Source organism: Streptomyces sp. NPDC027189 (assembly GCF_055566975.1).
On sequence record NZ_JBVHRI010000026.1, the window covers coordinates 80604 to 95981 of the forward strand.

Annotated in this window: 14 protein-coding genes and 2 pseudogenes; 11 read left to right on the forward strand and 5 right to left on the reverse strand. The window is 70.9% G+C overall.

The window, feature by feature from the left end; all coding sequences use genetic code 11:
- The first annotated feature begins 3 nt into the window (after nucleotides 1-3).
- The 6 genes and pseudogenes from ACZ4RZ_RS40270 (at nucleotide 4) to ACZ4RZ_RS40295 (ending at nucleotide 5392) form a co-directional block, all read left to right on the forward strand.
- Nucleotides 4-966 carry a DnaJ C-terminal domain-containing protein gene (locus ACZ4RZ_RS40270; protein ID WP_467752339.1) on the forward strand — a complete coding sequence of 321 codons (963 nt, stop codon included), beginning with the start codon at nucleotides 4-6 and terminating at the stop codon, nucleotides 964-966.
- The gene (locus tag ACZ4RZ_RS40275) at nucleotides 963-1361 is read left to right on the forward strand and encodes a chaperone modulator CbpM (protein WP_467752341.1); all 399 of its coding nucleotides are present in this window, start codon (nucleotides 963-965) and stop codon (nucleotides 1359-1361) included. Before ACZ4RZ_RS40270 ends, ACZ4RZ_RS40275 begins: the two co-directional genes overlap by 4 nt.
- Nucleotides 1352-3994, forward strand: a complete 2643-nt coding sequence (gene clpB / locus ACZ4RZ_RS40280) for an ATP-dependent chaperone ClpB (RefSeq protein ID WP_467752343.1) — start codon at nucleotides 1352-1354, stop codon at nucleotides 3992-3994. Before ACZ4RZ_RS40275 ends, clpB begins: the two co-directional genes overlap by 10 nt.
- Nucleotides 3995-3999: 5 nt before the next feature.
- Nucleotides 4000-4443, forward strand: a complete 444-nt coding sequence (gene trxA, locus ACZ4RZ_RS40285; RefSeq protein ID WP_467752425.1) for a thioredoxin — start codon at nucleotides 4000-4002, stop codon at nucleotides 4441-4443.
- A gap of 189 nt (nucleotides 4444-4632) precedes the next feature.
- Nucleotides 4633-4821 (forward strand): annotated as a pseudogene (locus ACZ4RZ_RS40290) (hypothetical protein); the annotation flags it as partial.
- 19 nt (nucleotides 4822-4840) lie between these two features.
- Nucleotides 4841-5392: a GNAT family N-acetyltransferase gene (locus ACZ4RZ_RS40295; protein WP_467752345.1), complete on the forward strand. Its 552-nt coding sequence runs from the start codon at nucleotides 4841-4843 to the stop codon at nucleotides 5390-5392.
- Here the strand turns inward: ACZ4RZ_RS40295 and ACZ4RZ_RS40300 are convergent.
- Nucleotides 5357-5593, reverse strand: a complete 237-nt coding sequence (locus tag ACZ4RZ_RS40300; RefSeq protein WP_467752347.1) for a DUF6296 family protein — start codon at nucleotides 5591-5593, stop codon at nucleotides 5357-5359. The two genes, ACZ4RZ_RS40295 and ACZ4RZ_RS40300, sit on opposite strands and share 36 nt — an antisense overlap.
- A 187-nt stretch (nucleotides 5594-5780) precedes the next feature.
- On the opposite strand from ACZ4RZ_RS40300, the gene ACZ4RZ_RS40305 reads away from it, so the two are divergent.
- The gene (locus ACZ4RZ_RS40305; RefSeq protein WP_467752349.1) at nucleotides 5781-8513 is read left to right on the forward strand and encodes a SpoIIE family protein phosphatase; all 2733 of its coding nucleotides are present in this window, start codon (nucleotides 5781-5783) and stop codon (nucleotides 8511-8513) included.
- Between the two features lie 176 nt (nucleotides 8514-8689).
- On the opposite strand, the gene ACZ4RZ_RS40310 is transcribed toward ACZ4RZ_RS40305, so the two are convergent.
- Genes ACZ4RZ_RS40310 through ACZ4RZ_RS40320 form a run of 3 tightly spaced genes read right to left on the reverse strand, consistent with a single transcriptional unit; the run spans nucleotide 8690 to nucleotide 10981 of the window.
- Nucleotides 8690-9550: an ABC transporter permease gene (locus ACZ4RZ_RS40310; RefSeq protein ID WP_467752351.1), complete on the reverse strand. Its 861-nt coding sequence runs from the start codon at nucleotides 9548-9550 to the stop codon at nucleotides 8690-8692.
- Nucleotides 9510-10529 carry an ABC transporter ATP-binding protein gene (locus ACZ4RZ_RS40315; RefSeq protein WP_467752353.1) on the reverse strand — a complete coding sequence of 340 codons (1020 nt, stop codon included), beginning with the start codon at nucleotides 10527-10529 and terminating at the stop codon, nucleotides 9510-9512. Before ACZ4RZ_RS40315 ends, ACZ4RZ_RS40310 begins: the two co-directional genes overlap by 41 nt.
- Nucleotides 10526-10981, reverse strand: a complete 456-nt coding sequence (locus ACZ4RZ_RS40320) for a MarR family winged helix-turn-helix transcriptional regulator (protein ID WP_467752355.1) — start codon at nucleotides 10979-10981, stop codon at nucleotides 10526-10528. The genes ACZ4RZ_RS40315 and ACZ4RZ_RS40320 overlap by 4 nt, the downstream gene beginning before the upstream one ends.
- A gap of 114 nt (nucleotides 10982-11095) precedes the next feature.
- Between ACZ4RZ_RS40320 and ACZ4RZ_RS40325 the strand changes: the two are divergent.
- The 4 genes and pseudogenes from ACZ4RZ_RS40325 to ACZ4RZ_RS40340 all read left to right on the forward strand — a co-directional run.
- Nucleotides 11096-11302: pseudogene (locus tag ACZ4RZ_RS40325) on the forward strand (substrate-binding domain-containing protein); the annotation flags it as partial.
- A gap of 237 nt (nucleotides 11303-11539) precedes the next feature.
- Nucleotides 11540-11920 (forward strand): DoxX family protein, encoded by a 381-nt coding sequence (locus ACZ4RZ_RS40330; RefSeq protein WP_467752426.1) that lies wholly within the window; start codon nucleotides 11540-11542, stop codon nucleotides 11918-11920.
- A complete protein-coding gene (locus tag ACZ4RZ_RS40335) occupies nucleotides 11917-12384 on the forward strand; it encodes a peroxiredoxin (RefSeq protein ID WP_467752357.1) in 468 nt (155 codons plus the stop codon). The genes ACZ4RZ_RS40330 and ACZ4RZ_RS40335 overlap by 4 nt, the downstream gene beginning before the upstream one ends.
- A 265-nt stretch (nucleotides 12385-12649) precedes the next feature.
- On the forward strand, nucleotides 12650-13597 hold the full coding sequence (locus ACZ4RZ_RS40340) for a TauD/TfdA dioxygenase family protein (protein ID WP_467752359.1): 948 nt from the start codon (nucleotides 12650-12652) through the stop codon (nucleotides 13595-13597).
- A gap of 45 nt (nucleotides 13598-13642) precedes the next feature.
- Here ACZ4RZ_RS40340 and ACZ4RZ_RS40345 read toward each other — a convergent pair whose 3' ends face one another.
- Nucleotides 13643-15109, reverse strand: coding sequence for an FAD-binding protein (locus ACZ4RZ_RS40345; RefSeq protein WP_467752361.1), 1467 nt, complete (start codon nucleotides 15107-15109; stop codon nucleotides 13643-13645).
- Nucleotides 15110-15378 lie beyond the last annotated feature (269 nt).

Below are 15378 nucleotides of genomic sequence, written 5' to 3' on the forward strand. Positions count from 1 at the left end.
CCCATGCCACGCGACTACTACGACGTGCTCGGGGTGTCGCGCGACGCGAGCTCCGAGGAGATCCAGCAGGCGTTCCGCAAGCTGGCACGCAAGCACCACCCCGACATCAACAAGGACCCGCAGGCCGAGGAGCGATTCAAGGAGATCAACGACGCATACAGCGTGCTGTCCGACCCCAAGACACGGCAGCGCTACGACCGCTTCGGCGAGAACTTCCGGCAGATCCCGGAGGACTACGACGAGCGGGTGGCCGCCGGAGCAGGCGCCCGTGGCGGCTGGGGCGCGAGAGGCGGAACCGGCGGAACCGGCGGCTCCAGGGTCCGTTTCCGCACCGCCGAAGGCGTCGACTTCGACGGCTCCGGCATCGACATCGAGGACCTGTTCGGCGGGATCTTCGGACGGGGCGGCGGCGGGGGCTGGGGACCGGTCCCCGGCGCCGACCAGGAGGCGGAGATCCAGCTCAGCGTCGAGGAGGCGTACCGGGGCGGCAAGCGAAGTGTCACCCTGGGCGGGCCGAGCGGGCAGCGGACGTACGACGTCACCATCCCGCGCGGCGTGGCCGACGGACAGCGCATCCGGCTGGCCGGAGAGGGCGGGAAGGGCAGTGGCGACGCCGCACCGGGCGACTTGTACCTGCGGGTTCGCATCAAGCCCGACGCGCGGTTCCGTCTGGAGGGTCGCGACATTCACGTCGTCGTCCCGGTGACGCCGTGGGAGGCGGCGCTCGGCGCGACCGTGCCGGTGCCCACCCCCGGTGGCACGGCCAAGGTCACGGTCCCCGCGGGCTCGTCCAGCGGTCGCCGGCTGCGGCTGCGCGGTGAGGGCATGCCCAACCCGCGGGGCCGGGGCGGGGACTTGTACGCGGAGATCCGCATCATGGTGCCGCCCGATCCCACCCCCCGCGAGCGTGAGCTCTTCGAGGAGCTGGCCGCCATGTCCGCCTTCGACCCGAGGAGGCCCCGATGACCACAGCCCCTGGTCCCGCCGGCGAGAGCCGCCGGACCGCCACCCCGGTCTCCCGGCCGGGCCTGAACGTGCTCGTCCGCACCACCACTGCCCTCGGGCCGGTCCGCCGGCTCGGTCTCGACGCCGTCGCCCGGCGCTCCGGTCTCCATCCGGACCTCGTACGGCGGTTCGTCGCCCTCGGCCTCGTCGACGCCACCCGGGACGCCACCGGGCGGCTGTGGTTCGAGCCGTCCACTCCCGCCACCCTCGCCCGCATCCAACGTCTACGGGCCGCGCTCCCCCTCAACTACGCCTCCCTCGGTCTGGTGCTCGATCTGCTCGACCGGATCAGGGAGCTGGAGGACGCGCTGAGGCGCAGCAACGCCAGCTCCAGGAGTGATGAAACGTGGATATGAACCGGCTCACCCAGAAGTCCCAGGAAGCGCTGCAGGAAGCGCAGACGATCGCCGGCCGGCTGAACCAGACCGAGGTCGACGGCGAGCATCTGCTCCTCGCCCTCCTCGACCAGCCGGACGGCCTGATACCGCGTCTGATCGACCAGACCGGAGCCGACACCCGTGCTCTGCGCACCGCCCTCTCCGACGAGTTGGCGCGTCGGCCGAAGGTGACCGGCCCCGGCGCCACCCCCGGACAGGTGTACGTCACCCAGCGGCTGGCCAAGGTGCTGGACGCGGCCGAGCAGGAGGCCAAGCGGCTCAAGGACGAGTACGTGTCCGTGGAGCACCTGGTCCTGGCGCTGGCCGACGAGGGCTCACGCACCGCGGCCGGACGCCTGCTCAAGGAGCATGGCGTGACCAAGGACGCGTTCCTGGCGGCGCTGACCCGGATCCGCGGCAACCAGCGCGTCACCTCGGCGACGCCGGAGGCGTCGTACGAGGCACTGGAGAAGTACGGCCGTGACCTGGTCGCGGAGGCGCGCAGCGGCAAGATGGACCCGGTGATCGGCCGGGACGCGGAGATCCGCCGTGTGATCCAGATCCTCAGCCGCAAGACCAAGAACAACCCGGTACTCATCGGTGACCCGGGCGTCGGCAAGACCGCCATCGTGGAGGGTCTCGCCCAGCGCATCGTGCGGGGTGACGTGCCCGACGGGCTGCGCGATCGCACGATCTTCTCGCTCGACATGAGTTCGCTGGTGGCGGGCGCCAAGTACCGAGGTGAATTCGAGGAGCGCCTGCAGGCCGTACTGAGCGAGGTCAAGGCGGGCGGCGGGCGCATTCTGCTCTTCGTCGACGAACTGCACACGGTCGTCGGCGCGGGCGGCGGCGCCGAGGGCGCGATGGACGCGGGGAACATGCTCAAGCCGATGCTGGCGCGCGGTGAGCTGCACATGATCGGCGCCACCACGATGGAGGAGTACCGCAAGTACGTCGAGTCCGACGCCGCCCTCGAACGCCGCTTCCAGCAGGTCCTGGTGGACGAGCCGAGCGTGGAGGACACCGTCTCCATCCTGCGCGGGCTGCGCGAGCGCCTGGAGGTCTTCCACGGAGTGAAGATCCAGGACACCGCGCTGGTCGCGGCGGCGACCCTCAGCCACCGTTACATCTCCGACCGGTTCCTGCCCGACAAGGCCATCGACCTCGTCGACGAGGCCTGCGCTCGACTGCGGACCGAGATCGACTCCATGCCGGCCGAACTGGACGAGATCACCCGCCGGGTGACCCGCCTGGAGATCGAGGAGGCGGCGCTCGCCAAGGAGAGCGAGCCCGCCAGCGCCAAGCGCCTGGAGGAGCTGCGCCGCGAACTGTCGGACCTGCGCGCCGAGTCCGACGCCATGCACGCCCAGTGGGAGGCCGAACGCCAGGCCATCCGCCGTGTACAGGACCTGCGCCAGGAGCTGGAGCAGGTGCGGCAGGAGGCGGAGGAGGCGGAACGCGCCTACGACCTCAACCGTGCCGCGGAGCTGCGCTACGGCACGCTCACCGAACTCGAACGCCGGCTGGCGGCCGAAGAGGAGCGGCTGGACACCAAGCAGGGTGAGAACCGGCTGCTGCGCGAGGTGGTGACGGAGGACGAGATCGCGGAGATCGTCGCGGCCTGGACCGGCATCCCGGTCACCCGTCTGCAGGAGGGCGAGCGCGAGAAGCTGCTTCGGCTCGACGAGATTCTCACCGAGCGTGTGGTCGGCCAGGACGAGGCGGTCAAGCTGGTCACCGATGCCATCATCCGGGCCCGCTCCGGGATCCGGGACCCGCGCCGGCCGATCGGCTCGTTCATCTTCCTCGGCCCGACCGGTGTCGGAAAGACCGAGCTGGCCAAGACGCTCGCCGCGGCGCTCTTCGACTCCGAGGAGAACATGATCCGCCTGGACATGAGCGAGTACCAGGAACGGCACACCGTCAGCAGGCTGGTGGGAGCGCCTCCCGGATACGTCGGTTACGAGGAGGGCGGCCAGCTCACCGAGGCGGTGCGCCGCAAGCCGTACTCCGTGGTGCTGTTCGACGAGATCGAGAAGGCCCACGCCGATGTGTTCAACACCCTTCTCCAGGTGCTCGACGACGGCCGGATCACCGACTCCCAGGGCCGCACCGTCGACTTCCGCAACACCGTGGCCATCATGACGTCCAACATCGGTTCGGCTCATCTGCTCGACGGGGTGACCACCGACGGCGAGATCAAGCCCGACGCGCGGTCCCTGGTGATGAGCGAGCTGCAGAGCCACTTCCGGCCCGAGTTCCTCAACCGTGTCGACGACATCGTGCTGTTCAAGCCACTGGGCATGCCGCAGATCGAGCACATCGTGGACTTGCAGTTCAACGACCTGCGCCGTCGGCTGGCCGAACGGCAGATCACCATCGAGCTCACCGAGAGCGGGCGCGAACTCATCGCGAAGCATGGCTTCGACCCCGTGTACGGAGCGCGGCCGCTGCGCCGGTACATCTCGCACGAGGTCGAGACGCTCGTGGGACGGGCCCTGATCCGCGGTGATGTGCAGGACGGCTCGACGATCCGCGTCGACGCGCAGAACGGCGAGCTGGTCGTCACCTACGGCGAGCCGTCCCAGCCGGACGTGCAGAGGGCCGCGTGAGTCCAGTGGCCACGAGCCGGAGCAGGACGATCGTCTGCGACCAGTGCGGCCGCAGAAACCGGGTACCGGCGGCGGCCGAGGGCGCCCCGCGCTGTGGGAACTGCCACTCCCCGCTCGCGTGGATCGCCGACGCCGGCGACCAGGACTTCGCGGAGATCGCCGAGCGGGCGAAGCCGTACGTCCTCGTCGACCTGTGGGCCACCTGGTGCGGGCCCTGCCGGATGGTCAGCCCCGCGCTGGAACAGGTGGCCCACCAGCTCGCCGGGCAGGTCAAGTTGGTCAAGGTCGACATCGACCAGAATCCACGGCTCGCCCAGCGCTTCCAGGTGCAGGCCGTGCCGACCCTGCTGCTGCTCGACAAGGGTGAGGTGATCTCCCGCAAGACGGGCGCGGCACCCGCTCCGGCGCTGCGGCAGTGGGTCGAGGAGAGCCTGGCGGTTCGCCGGTGAACGCGTACGCACGCGCTCGCGCCGCCGGTGAACTCCTCTCCCCGTAAGGAGAGTCGCCCTGCCGCTGGATCCGCACCTGTCGTCCGCACTGCCGGTGACACCGCGCACCCCGCAGGGCTGCGAGGAGTGTCTGCGGCTCAGCTTCCCATAGCTGCATCTCAGGCTCTGTCCGACCTGCGGGCACGTCGAATGCTGCGACCCACTGTGCCGGGTGTCTTCGCCGCGGGAGACGTCAGGAGCGGGTCGGTCAAGCGGGTGGCCTCCGCGGTGGGCGAGGGTGCCATCGCCGTCCGGCTGGTGCGCGAACACCGTGCGCGGGAGGGCAACTTGGTCCGGACAGCAGCGAAGAACTCGGGCGTCACCACGTCCGCGGCATGAGAGTGCATAGCATTGCGGGATGCCTCGACTCCAGCTCCTCCGCCTCGACCACGCGCCTGCTCTGCTTCGGTTCGAGCGGGAGAACAGGGACTACTTCGCCGCCTCGATTCCCGACCGGGGCGACGATTATTTCGCCCACTTCGACGCACGGCACGACGAGTTGCTCGCCGAACAGGTGGCGGGGCTGCACTTCCTCCACCTCGTGGTGGACGGCGGCGGTGCGGTGCTGGGACGTATCAACTTGATCGACGTGGCGGACGGTTCGGCGGAACTCGGCTATCGGATCGCGGAGCGGGCCGCGGGGCGGGGACTCGCCACGACAGCCGTGCGCGAAGTCTGCGCCCTGGCCGTAGCGGAGTACGGCCTGAGCACGCTGCGGGCCGTCACGACCCTCGACAACACCGGCTCGCGAACCGTCCTGGCCCGTACGGGATTTCAGTCCGTCGGCGAGATCCGGCTGGCCGGCCGCCCGGGCCTTCGCTTCGTCCGGGAGCTGCGGGACACCGACCGGGCGGAGCCGAAGGGGCGGACGTCGTCAGGGAATCGGTTCGACGGAGGGGTTGATCGGTGACTGGTAGGCGCCACTGGCCAGCATGCGCACCTCCCCCGCCGGGCTGATCTCGGCACGGAGGATGCCCGTCGGATCGCTGTACACCGGGTTGCCGCCCGGGCCGAAGCTGTCGGTCCTTTCGACGACCACCTCGTCCGTCACGACGCTGGTACCCGATCCGGGATGCGTGAAGGTCAGCCGGTAGTGGTCCATGGTCTTCATGACGCCCTCCCACGCTGGGAACGAATGCGGGCAAATGGGTACCCCTCCATGATGCGGCCAGATCCCCTCGACAGCAGCACTCGCGACAACGAGCGGCGCCGGCCCATGCCACACGGCCCCGGCGAGCTTCGTTCACATTGCGTGACGCCTCTCGCCTCCGGGCGTCGGGCAGTGTAGACATAGGCATATGGTCGGACTATTGGGTCGATCCCGGGCTCAGTCGACCCGCCGCCTCAAGACCCCTCGCGATCAGCACGGGCCACACGGAGGCGGGCACCGACGCAGCCCGTCCGCCCGGCTCCGGTCGGCGCTGGGCGGGCGCAGCGTCGCCGGGCAGGTCTTCCTCCTGCAAGTGGTGATCGTGCTGCTCCTGGTCGTGTCGGGCGTGGTGGCTCTGGTGCTCCAGGTGCGTCATGACAGCACCCAGGAGGCCCGCAACCGTTCGCTCGCGGTCGCCGAGACCTTCGCCAACGCACCGGGCACCCGCGCGGCCCTCAGCGCCCCCAATCCCACGGCGTTGCTGCAGCCACGGGCCGAAGCCGCCCGCAAGGCGTCGCAGGTGGACTTCATCGTCGTGATGAACACCGACGGGATTCGCTACACGCACCCCAAGCCCGACCGGATCGGCAAGAAATTCGTCGGAACCATCGCGCCCGCGCTGGCCGGTCACCCCGTCATCGAGGAGATCACGGGAACCATTGGGCCACTGGTACAGGCCACGGTCCCCGTCAAGGCGCCCGACGGCAAGGTGGTGGGCCTGGTGTCGGCCGGTATCACCACTGCGAACGTGGGCGGTGTCGCGGACCGGCAGCTGCCGCTCATGCTGACCTCCGCGGGTGTCGCGCTGGCCCTGGCCACCGGCGGGACGGCGCTCGTCAGCAGGCGCCTGCTGCGCCAGACCCGCGGCCTGGGGCCTTCCGAGATGACCCGGATGTACGAGCACCACGACGCGGTGCTGCACGCCGTCCGGGAGGGAGTGATCATCGTCGGCGACGAGAGACAGCTGCTGCTCGCCAACGACGAGGCGAACCGACTGCTCGACCTGCCCGACGACGCCGAGGGGCGGGACGTCCGCGACCTCGGTCTCGACTCGGACACCGCCAACTTGCTGGCCTCGGGACGCGTCGCCACCGACGAGGTGCACCTGGTCGGCGACCGGCTGCTGGCCATCAACCAGCGCCCCACTGATCTTCAGGGCGGCCCGGCCGGCAGTGTCGCGACGCTCCGTGACTCGACCGAACTGCGCGCGTTGTCCGGCCGGGCCGACGTGGCGCGGGAGCGACTCAAACTGTTGTACGACGCCGGGGTGGGCATCGGGACAACCCTGGACGTGGCGCGCACCGCCGAGGAACTGGCGGAGGTGGCCGTCCCACGGTTCGCGGACTTCGTCACCGTCGATCTGGCCGACGCCGTGCTGAACGGGCAGGAGCCGGACGTGGGCACCGATCTGCGCCGCACCGCGTCCGGCGGAATCCGTAAGGACGCTCCGCTGTATCCGGTGGGCGAGCACATCCGATTCGTCCCGTCCACCCCGCAGGCCTACAGCCTGCGCACCGGCCAGGCCGTTGTCGAGCCCGACCTCGGTGGGTCCCCGGGCTGGCTGGCGCAGGATCTGGAGCGCACCGGGCGGGTCGTGGACTACGGCATCCACTCACTGATCACCGTCCCGCTGCGGGTGGGCCCCCTGGTGATGGGCGTGGTCAACTTCTGGCGCTCGGAGAAGCCCGAACCCTTCGACGGGGAGGATCTGGCCCTCGCCGAGGAGCTGGTCGCCCGGGCCGCGGTCTCCATCGACAACGCGCGCCGCTACACCCGCGAGCACACCATGGCCGTGACGCTGCAGCGCAGTCTGCTGCCGCGCAACCTTCCCGAGCAGAGCGCCCTGGACATCGCGTATCGCTACCTTCCCGCGCAGGCCGGGGTGGGCGGGGACTGGTTCGACGTGCTGCCGTTGCCCGGCGCCCGTGTCGCCGTTGTCGTGGGCGATGTCGTCGGCCACGGGCTGCATGCCGCTGCGACGATGGGACGGCTGCGTACAGCCGTCCACAACTTCTCCGCCCTGGACCTGCCGCCCGACGAGCTCCTCGGCCTCCTGGACGAGTTGGTCGGCCGCATCGACCAGGACGAGGTGGCGGAGGAGGGCAGAGCCGCCGTCACTGGCGCCACCTGTCTGTACGCCATCTACGACCCGGCTTCCCGGCTCTGCTCCGTCGCACGGGCCGGGCACCCGCCGCCGGCGGTGGTGCGTCCCGACGGGAGCGTCGACTTCCCCGCGGTCCCGGCCGGTCCGCCGCTCGGGCTGGGCGGCCTCCCGTTCGAGGCGGCCGAGCTCGAGCTTGCGGAGGGCAGCCGCCTGGTGCTGTACACGGACGGGCTCGTCGAGGACCGGGATCGGGACATCGACAGCGGTCTCCAGCTGCTGCGTACCGCCCTCACCGGGGCCGACCGGTCGCCGGAGGACACCTGCCGGGCGGTGCTCGACGCCCTGCTCCCGTCCCGGCCGAGCGACGACATCGCCCTGATCGTCGCCCGCACCCAGGCGCTCGGTGCCGACCGGATCGCCGAGTGGCAGGTGCCGTCCGACCCTGCCGCGGTCGGCGAGGTGCGCGCCTCCGTCACCCGGCAGCTGGCGGAGTGGGGACTGGACGCGATGGCGTTCACCACGGAGCTCATCCTCAGCGAGCTGGTCACCAACGCGATCCGTTATGGCAGCAGTCCGATCCGGGTCCGTGTGCTGCGCGACCGCAGCCTGATCTGCGAGGTCTCCGACGGCAGCAGCACCTCACCCCACCTGCGCTACGCGGCCGCCACGGACGAGGGCGGACGCGGCCTGTTCCTGGTCGCACAGATCGCCGAGCGCTGGGGCACCCGCTACAACCCCTCCGGCAAGGTGATCTGGGCGGACCAGCCGCTGCCCTGAACGTGCCGCTCAGCCGTGGACCGGTGGCCCCTCACCAGCCCGCGTCACGACCACCGACGCCGAGCGGGCCACCTCGCCGACCTCGACCGGGGCGTGCTCCTCCGGCAGGAAGGGCACGGCGCCGCCACCATGAAGGGCTCCGGCGAGGGTCCGCCGAGCGCGGAGCCGAGCCGGGCTCAGCGGGCCAGACGGCCCAGCAGCGACGAGGCGGACAGGATGCCGAGGGCCGCGGCCAGCACGAGAACCCCGTAGTCGAGGGCCAGATGGGCATGCGTGCCCAGCAACAGGCCGCGCAGGGCGTCCACTTGGTAGCTGAGGGGATTGATCTTGCTGATGGTCTGGAGCCAGCCGGGCATGACAGCCACTGGATACAGGGCGTTGGAGCCGAAGAACAGCGGCATGGTGATGGCCTGGCCGATGCCCATCAGCCGGTCCCGGGTCAGTACGATGCCCGCGATCGTCATCGAGAGGCAGGAGAAGAAGGCCGAGCCGAGGACGACGGCCACCGCGACACCCAGCAGCCGCAGCGGGTTCCACGTCATCGCCACCCCGAGCAGCGCGGCGATGACGACGACCACGACCGCCTGGATCAGCGCCTTCACGCCCGCGGCGAAGGCCTTGCCGGTGATGAGTGCCGAGCGCGGAGTCGGCGTGACGAGCAGTTTGGTGAGGATGCCGGCGTCCCGCTCCCAGATGATCATGATGCCGTAGAAGATGGCGATGAACATGGCGGACTGGGCGATGATGCCGGGCGCCAGATAGTCGATATAGGGAATGCCGCCGGTGGGTATCGCCTTGATCCGGGTGAAGGTCTCGCCGAAGATCAGCAGCCAGAGCGCCGGCTGGACCGCCCGGGTGTACAGCTCTGTGCGGTCGTGACGGAGCTTCTGCAGCTCGACCGCGCACATCGCACCGACCCGGGCGGGCAGCACCTTCCAGCCACTCCGGGCCCGGGGCGGCACGAGGAGCAGGTCCAGGCCGGCGGGGTGGACGCGGTCAGCCGACACGGGTTGCGGTGCGACGCGTGTTTCGGACATCGCTGAAGTCTCCTGACTGCTCGTCGAGGCCGCTGCCGGCGATGTCGCGGAAGACGTCCTCCAGCGTGGGCAGTTCACCGTTGTTCGTGGCGCCACGTCGCTTGCCCAGGCCCGTCCGCAGCTCGTCGGGGGTGCCGAGGGAACGGACGCGGCCGCGGTGCATCAGCGCGACCCGGTCGCAGTACTGGTCGGCCTCGTCCATGTAGTGGGTCGTCACGAGCACCGTCATGCCCGTGGCGGCGCGCACGGCGTTGATGTGCTCCCACACGCTTGTCCGGGCGATCGGGTCGAGGCCGATGGTCGGCTCGTCGAGGATCAGCAGCCGGGGCGCGCTCACCAACGCCTGGGCGAGCTCCAGGCGGCGGACCATGCCTCCGGAGTACGTCTTGGCGAGCCGGTCGGCCGCGGCGGAGAGGTCGACCGCCGCGAGCGCCTGGTCGACGCGCGCCGCGCGCTCCCGGCGGGAGACGTCGAAGACACGGGCGAACAGCTCCACGTTCTCCCGCCCCGTGAGCCCGGAGTCGGCGGAGAGCTGCTGCGGTACGTAGCCCAACAGGCGTCGCACGGCCATGCGTTCGCGTGTGGCGTCGTGCCCGAAGACACGGACCATGCCGGAGGGAACGGGCAGGAGCGTGGTGATGCAGCGGATCGCCGTGGTCTTGCCCGCGCCGTTGGGCCCGAGCAGTCCGAAGACCTCGCCGTCACGGACGGAGAGTTCGAGCCCGTCGACCGCGGTGGTCTCACCGAAGGCGTACGCGAGCCCTGCACAGGTGACGGCGTCCGTCCCGGTATCTGCCGCGGCCGGCCCGTCGGCGGCACCCTTTCCCCCACCCGTCGGCGCGGCGTGTCCGTCGGCCGCGCCCCTCCCGCTGACCGTCGGCGCGGCCCTTCCATCGGCCGCGTCCGTCGCGCCGTCGGTCGCCTCGGCCCGGATTCCGTCCTGGCTGGGGTCTCCACCTCCGGTCGTGTTCCGCGTCATGTCTCCTCGGCCTCCTCGTGCAGGTTCGCCGCCAGCTTGCGCAGGGCCGGGAGGGCCACCGCCAGGGCCGCACGGTCGGCCTCGTCGAGACGGGCCACCTGGCGTCGTACGAGCGCCGCGCGGCGCTGCCGCCAGTCGCGCAGCCGCGCGTCGGCCGCCGGGGTGGGCAACAGCAGCGCGGCCCGCCGGTCGGCCGGGTCCGTTTCGCGGATCACATAGCCGTCCCGCACCAGCTGGTTGACCAGCGTCGAGACCGAATTGCCCGCCAGGTAGAGCTCCTTGGCGGCCTCCGACACGCGGATGCCGGGACGGGCCACGACCAGGCGCAGCAGCTCGACCTCGGCGCCGCGCAACCGCGGAGCGGTCATGCCGCTGCGCAGCCGCCGCCGGATCAGCCGCTGCACTCCGGCCAGGGTGTCGGCCAGCTCCTCGGGAAAGCTCTCTGACTCCACACTTCGAGAATAGCTCTGCATCAGAGGTAATTCGGAAAAGGGAGGGTCAAGAGCGTGCAAGCAGAGGGCCTGCGGGCACACCCCAGGGGCGTACCCGAGGGGGCCGTGTCGTCAGTGTTCCTCGAGTTCGTCGATGCGGACCGGTGCGCCGACGCCGACCGACTGGATGGCGGCGGGGGCAATGGACAGAGCGGACATGTTCTGCGCGCCCGCGTACCCGTCCCCGGTGAGATCTCCGTCGTCGGCTTCGACGACAGCCGTCTCGCCCGGCTCGCCCATGTCGACCTCACGACCGTCGGACAGGACATCGGGCGCCTCGCGCAGTTGGCGGTCGGCCGGGCCGTGGCGCGCCTGGAGGGCGAAGCGCCGCCCGAGGGCCAGGGGCAGGAGATAGTCATCGAGCCGCACCTCGAATCACGCGGGGTACCACCGCCGCTGCTCCCCCGGCCACCTGAGTCACCGGCGTTCCCGGCACAGGTGGCGATGAAGGGGTGCACCTCGCCCCACTGCCACTTACCGTCCAGTAATATCGCGCGACAGGCCCCCAGAGGAGGAACCGTGCCACGGTCGGAACGCTCGCCCTTGTTGCTCGCCGGCCTATTGGCCGCCGCGGGCGTCACCCACTTCGTCGCGCCACGGCAGTACGACGCGACCATTCCGCGCGCTCTGCCAGGTACGCCGCGGACCTGGACCTACGCCAGCGGTGCCGCCGAACTCGCGCTGGCGGCCGGGGTGGCGCTGCCCAGGACACGGCGTGTCGCCGGGCTGGCCACCGCCGCCTTCTTCGTCGGCGTTTTCCCCGCCAACGTCCAGATGGCGGTGGACTGGCGCCATCGTCCCGGCCCTCTCAAGGCGGCGGCTCTCGCGCGGCTGCCGCTGCAGGTACCGCTCGTCCTGTGGGCGCGCGGTGTCGCCCGGGGTGCGGAGGTCCGGTCATGACGTCTCGGGTGAACGTGGGTGACACGGTCGAGGACTTCACGCTGCCGGACGAGACCGGGGCAAGCCGGAGCCTGTCCGAACTGCTCGGCGACGGGCCGGTGGTGCTGTTCTTCTATCCGGCCGCCCTCACCGCCGGCTGCACCGCCGAGGCCTGCCACTTCCGTGATCTGGCCGCCGAGTTCGCCGCCGCGGGTGCGCGGCCGGTGGGGATCAGCGGCGACACGGTCGACCGGCAGCAGGAGTTCGCCGGGCGCCACACGCTCGGATTCCCGCTGCTGTCCGACACCGAAGGGACCGTACGGGAGCGGTTCGGGGTGAAGCGCGGCTTCTCCATGGCCCCGACCAAGCGGGTCACCTTCGTCATCGCACAGGACCGCACGGTCGTGGAGGTGGTCCGCAGCGAACTGCGGATGAGCGCGCACGCCGACCGCGCCCTGGCCGCGCTGCGCGACCATCGGAGCTGACGCACGCACGACACGGCGGAGTGCTTACGTGAACGGGGCCCGCCCCTTCGCGGATGGTGGGCGGGTCCCGTTCACTGCGCTTCATTTTCGACACCTCTTCCGGTCTCCGGCAGGGAGTGTGACCAGGCATGTCCGCGACACAGGGCACACCCCGTGTGTACGCCGCGCCTCCCGTGCGTCTCGCCCGCGAGGCGCCCTGTCGTGAGCCGGACCGAGCGGTCATGCTGGTCCCCGACGAGCCGACAGCGCGATCAACGGAGCCCAGATGACAGACCAGGTCACCCGTCTCGAAGTGAAGCCGGTCGCCGGCCATATCGGCGCCGAGATCACCGGAGTCGACCTGGCCGGGGAGTTGGCGGACGAGGTCGTCGACCGGATCCGGGCGGCGGTGCTGCGGTGGAAGGTGGTGTTCTTCCGGGCCCAGCGGCTGGATCACGCCTCGCATGTCGCGTTCGCACGGCGGTTCGGCGAGCCGATCCGTCTGAGGTCACGCGGCAGCGCCTCGCCCCGGGACTTCCCCGAGGTCGAGACGACAGCCGATCGGCTGGAACTCGGCGGCCGTTACGGCATGGACCACGACGAGTGGCTGCGCCGGCGCCGCCATTCGCTGCTGCGCGGATGGCACTGCGACCACGGCGCCCGCGTCGATCCGCCGGCCGCGACCATCCTGCGCGCCGAGACGGTGCCGCCGTACGGCGGTGACACGACCTGGTCCAATCTGGCCGTCGCCTACGCGGGCCTTTCGGAGCCCGTACGGAACTTCGTGGACGGTCTGCGTGCGGAGCACCGGCTCGGGGTCGGGTACCAGTCACGGCCCGGCGACGACGCGTATGTGCGCCATCTGCTGGACCATCAGATCGCCTCCGACCACCCGCTGGTACGGGTGCACCCGGAGACGGGCGAGCGGGCGCTGTTCGTCAACGGCTACTACATCGAGCAGATCCTCGGGGTGTCCCGCGCGGAGAGCCGGGCGCTGCTGGAGATGCTGCTGGAGCAGGCGACCCGGCCCGAGTACACGGTCCGGTTCCGGTGGGAGCCGGGCAGCGTGGCCTTCTGGGACAACCGGGCCACCATCCATCTGGCGCCGAGTGACGCGGCCCATGTCGACCACCCCCGGGTCATGCACCGCGTGATGCTCGCGGGCGATGTCCCGGAGGGGGTCGACGGCAAGCCGTCGGTAGCGATCGTGGGCAGCGAGCCGCAGCGCTGGTGAGCCCCGGCCGGCGGGCGTGAGGCAGGACGCCAGGACCGGGTGCCGTCAGAAGATGCCCTGTCCCGGGACCAGAATTCCGTTCGGGTCGTAGGTGTGTCTGGCAGTGGCCAGTTGGCGCCAGGCGGAGCCGAAGTGGTCACGCCAGTCCGACGGGCCGAAGGGGACGGAGCCGACCGGGTAGTGGGTGCCGCCGGCCGCGTGCACGGTGTCGTAGGCGGTGCGGTTGGCGGCGAGCAGACGGTCGATGGTCGCGGTGTCGTCGGGCGGGGTCGTGCGCAGAACAGCCAGAAGGTACGGCACGGGGTCGTCGGGGGTGCGCAGCAGCGGGGCGTGCAGTCGCTCGCGCAGCAGTGGGTACAGGAGGACGACGCCCGGGCCGAGGTCGGCCGAGGTGAGGTCGTCGAGCAGGGATCCGGCGAGAGCGGCGGCCTCGCGACCGGGCAGCAGCAGATTGAGCCAGGGGTGGGCGTACGCCCAAAGACCCGCTTCCTTCAGAGCGGCGACGCCGGGGGCGAGCCGGTCGAGGAAGTCGTAGTACGCGAGGTCGGACGTCTGCACACCGGACGGGTCGTGGCGCAGTCCGCGCAGCAGTGCGCTGTCGTCGGGGGCGGGACCGACGGGAGGGCCGTAGGCGACGGCTTCGAGGAGATAGCCGCGGAAGGCTCCGGCGCTGTCAGGGGTGACTTGGCCCTCGACATAGGCGAAACGGCCCTCCCGCACCAGCAGTCGCTGGTCGTCCAGGAACGTCCGCAGGTCGTCGTACGGGAGGAGATAGTGGCGTACGGTCTCGGGCGCGGGAACCAGACGCAGGGTGGCGCCGACGACGACCGCGCACTGGCCGAGTCCGGCGAGCACGGCGCGGAAGAGGTCACGCCGGCGCGTCGGGGAGCAGCGGACGAACTCTCCGGCGCCGGTGACGACTTGCAGTTCCGTGACGTTGTCGACCTGGGCGCCGTGCCGATGGGTCTGGCCGCCGAGCCCGCCGACCGACAGGGTGCCGCCGACGGAGAGTTCGAGATAGTCGGTGAAGGTGGGCGGGGTGAGGCCGTGGGCCAGGGTGGCCTTGGCCACGTCGCTCCACTTGGCGCCCGCCCCGACCGTGACCGTCGTACTCCGTGGTCCGACCGCACCGATGGCCGCAAGCGGCGCGGTCTCGATGACCAGGCCGCCGTCGACCTGTGCCTGGCCTTGAGTGGCGTGGCCCTGACCACGAGGGGCGACCCGCAATCCGTGCGCGTTGCAGAAGCGGATCATCGCGACGACGTCCCTGACGGAGCCCGGTCGCAGGACCGCGGCCGGACGCCGGTGGACGATGTGTCCGAAGTCGTCGGCGGCGGCGGTGCGTGATGCCTCGTCGGTGTGCAGGGTCCCGTCGAGCGGCGGGAGGTCGGTCAGCGGCCGGTCGGACGCGGTGACCGCCCAGCTGCGGGTGAAGGGGTCGAACCCGATCACCGCGGCGCCGACAGCCGCGAGGCCGTGCAGTGCGGTACGTCGCGAGGGAGTCCGGGGCATGCGCTCCTCCTGGGGCAGGCGGGATGCAGCGATCAACTCCGGCCGAGTCTAAGGCGATTGGGACTTGAGACGAGGGCGGACCACCGTGGATTCCCACCAACGGCCCCGTTTCGCGGTGACCGCATGAGGTGGGAAGAGTCCGGCCGCCGTCGGGCGAGGACGGCGGCCGAGTTCATGCCGGCGCAGCACGGTTCACACGCCGACGCGACGCGTCTCACGTGTCGACACGGCGCGGCTCACGCATCGATACGGCACGGCTCACTCGCCGG